This is a genomic window from Streptomyces rubellomurinus, from assembly GCF_000961885.1.
Lineage (GTDB): Bacteria > Actinomycetota > Actinomycetes > Streptomycetales > Streptomycetaceae > Kitasatospora > Kitasatospora rubellomurina.
Window position 1 is genome coordinate 1 of record NZ_JZKH01000215.1, and the last position, 2,421, is coordinate 2,421.

Consider the following 2,421-nt stretch of genomic DNA (forward strand, 5'->3'; position numbering starts at 1 on the left):
TTTTCTGGTCCGGGCGCCCCGCTGCGCGGTTCCCCCGGCCCCCCTTCGCGGCCCAGTATCCGGAGCCGGCCGCCCGCCTCAAGGGCGCTTCGCGTGGCTTCGCCACCGGCCTGCGGCCGGCCCTTGACCCGGGCGGCCTCTTTGCCCCGGACCCCAGGCAGCTGTCGGGGGGACGGGGGAGGTGCACCCTCGTAACTGACGGTCCGTCACCCGTCTTTCCCGGGGCGGGGAGTCCTGTCCCTGAACTTGCTTGAAAACCCTCTTTGGTGTATTCTTATCTTGTTGGTCGGGGAAGGCACCCCCGACCGGCAGACCGAGACCACGGCGCCCGTACCGAACTTCAAGAGGAGCAGCGACTATGGCAGGCGAGACCAAGATCACCCTCATCGGCAACCTCGCGGACAACCCGACCCTCCAGTACACGGACGGCGGTGCGGCGGTGGTCAACATGACCGTCATCGCGAACGAGAAGGTGTACGACAGCGCGACCCGCGCATGGCGGGACGGCGACTCCCTGTCCATGCCGTGTGTCGCTTGGCGCGGCTACGCCGAGAACATCGCAGCGAGCCTGACCAAGGGCGCCCGCGTGATCGTCACCGGCACGCTCAAGCAGCGCTCGTACCAGCCCGCAGACGGGCCCCGCCGCAGCTTCACCGAGCTGCTGATCGACGAGGTCGGCCCGAGCCTGCGCTTCGCCACCGCCGAGGTCACCAAGGCGTCGGGCAAGCGCCCCGCCCTCCAGCAGGCCGCGCCCCAGCAGGCCGCGCCCGCCGCGGCGTGGCCGCCCCGTCCCACCACCCCGCCCGCCACCAACCCCTGGCCGACTCCGGCCATGGCGGGATGATCAGCCGGGCCGGGCGGCGCCAAGCCGCCCGGCCCGCCGAACCCAGGCACCGAAAGGCCCCAACCGTGAGCAGCACCTCGCCCGAGTCCGGGCTGACCAGCACCATCAGCACCATCCAGCGCGGCCTGTTCGGCGCCGTCATCACCCTCATGGGTTTCGGTGCGGCGTGCGCCGTCCACGACCAGATCCTCACCACTGTGCTGCTGCTGGCCGTCGTCGTCGGCCTGCTCTGGCTCCAGACGGTGGTCCTGCGCCTGCCGAAGCTCATCAACGAAGCCGCCGAAGCGCGCGGCATCCCGCCCTTCCTGCCCGGCGCCCAGCGCTGACCGACCCCAGCCGGCCGGGCCGCCACGGTCCGGCCGGCCACCCGGAGAATCCTTGATCACCACCCATACAGCAGCCCGCCTGCTGCTGCGCTACGACGTCGAGTACGCAGAGAACGGCCTCACCTACTACACCGTCCGCGCCCCGCGCGTCTTCGGCACCATCACCGTGCACCCCGAAGCCCCGCCCGGTGAACGCGACGACCCCGACGCCTACACCAGCCTGCGCCTCGTCTCGGGCCGCTACGACCCGACCGAGAACCCCAGCGGGTACACCGACCGCCTGGCCGTCTACAACTCGTGGATCTACGACGGCATCACCCTGCTCCCACCCGGTACGACCAGCGACCGCGACCCTTGGGAACGGCTCCACCGCAGCCCCTACGAAGTGGCCACCGAGGCAGCCCGCGCCCGCGCACGGGACGTCGGAGAGAAGATCATCACCGAGTACCGCGCAGACCTCCACCGTCACGCCCAACACACGAACTACCTGCGGGCCGCCGCCGACGAGCAACTCCGCCGAGCCGCGCGGGAAGCCGACGAACTTCGCCCGGCCGTCCGCCGCCTGGCCGCACTGGAAACCCGCATCACCCGCTGGAGCCGCCTGCGGGCCCCCGAGGCCAGCCCCACCATCGTGGAAGTCGGCGGGTTCCTCGCTGACTGGCTCAGTGGCCAGTTCGCCGGACACCAGCCCCTCACCCCCGGCGCCCAGGAGTTCTACCGGGCATGGACCGCCGCTCACCGACTCGGCGACCGCGCAGCGGTGTTCCAGCCCCGCCGGATCATCCTGCACACCCCCGCCGCGCTTGCGGCCTTCATCGCCTACCTCACCGAGGCCGCCCGGCAGGCACCCAGCCCTGCCGCCCGCGCCGACGCTCGCAGCCGCTTGCGCCGCATCGCAGCTGTCCACCCGGCGCTCACCGTGGATATCCCCGATCGTGAGGAAGAAACCTCGCCTGCCGCGTGAGCTACGGCCACCGCCACCGGACTGTCTCCGGTGGCGGTGGTTGTTGCTGCCGGGGGCGGGCGGGATTCGGTCGCGCCTTCGGCGCGGCTGCTTTTCTGGTCCGGGCGCCCCGCTGCGCGGTTCCCCCGGCCCCCCTTCGCGGCCCAGTATCCGGGGCCGGCCGCCCGCCTCAAGGGCGCTCCCTGCGGTCGCGTGGCTGCGCCACCGGCCTTCGGCCGGCCCTTGACCCGGACGGCCTCTTTGCCCCGGACCCCAGGCAGCTGTCGGGGGGACGGGGGAGGTGCGCC

Annotated in this window: 3 protein-coding genes; all 3 read left to right on the forward strand. The window is 72.1% G+C overall.

Annotated elements, in window-relative coordinates; all coding sequences use genetic code 11:
• The first annotated feature begins 358 nt into the window (after window positions 1-358).
• The 3 genes from ssb (at window position 359) to VM95_RS37310 (ending at window position 2,134) form a co-directional block, all read left to right on the forward strand.
• On the forward strand, window positions 359-844 hold the full coding sequence (gene ssb / locus VM95_RS37300) for a single-stranded DNA-binding protein (RefSeq protein WP_045705772.1): 486 nt from the start codon (window positions 359-361) through the stop codon (window positions 842-844).
• A gap of 65 nt (window positions 845-909) precedes the next feature.
• Window positions 910-1,170 carry a hypothetical protein gene (locus tag VM95_RS37305; RefSeq protein WP_045705774.1) on the forward strand — a complete coding sequence of 87 codons (261 nt, stop codon included), beginning with the start codon at window positions 910-912 and terminating at the stop codon, window positions 1,168-1,170.
• Between the two features lie 52 nt (window positions 1,171-1,222).
• Window positions 1,223-2,134 carry a hypothetical protein gene (locus VM95_RS37310; RefSeq protein ID WP_045705776.1) on the forward strand — a complete coding sequence of 304 codons (912 nt, stop codon included), beginning with the start codon at window positions 1,223-1,225 and terminating at the stop codon, window positions 2,132-2,134.
• Window positions 2,135-2,421 lie beyond the last annotated feature (287 nt).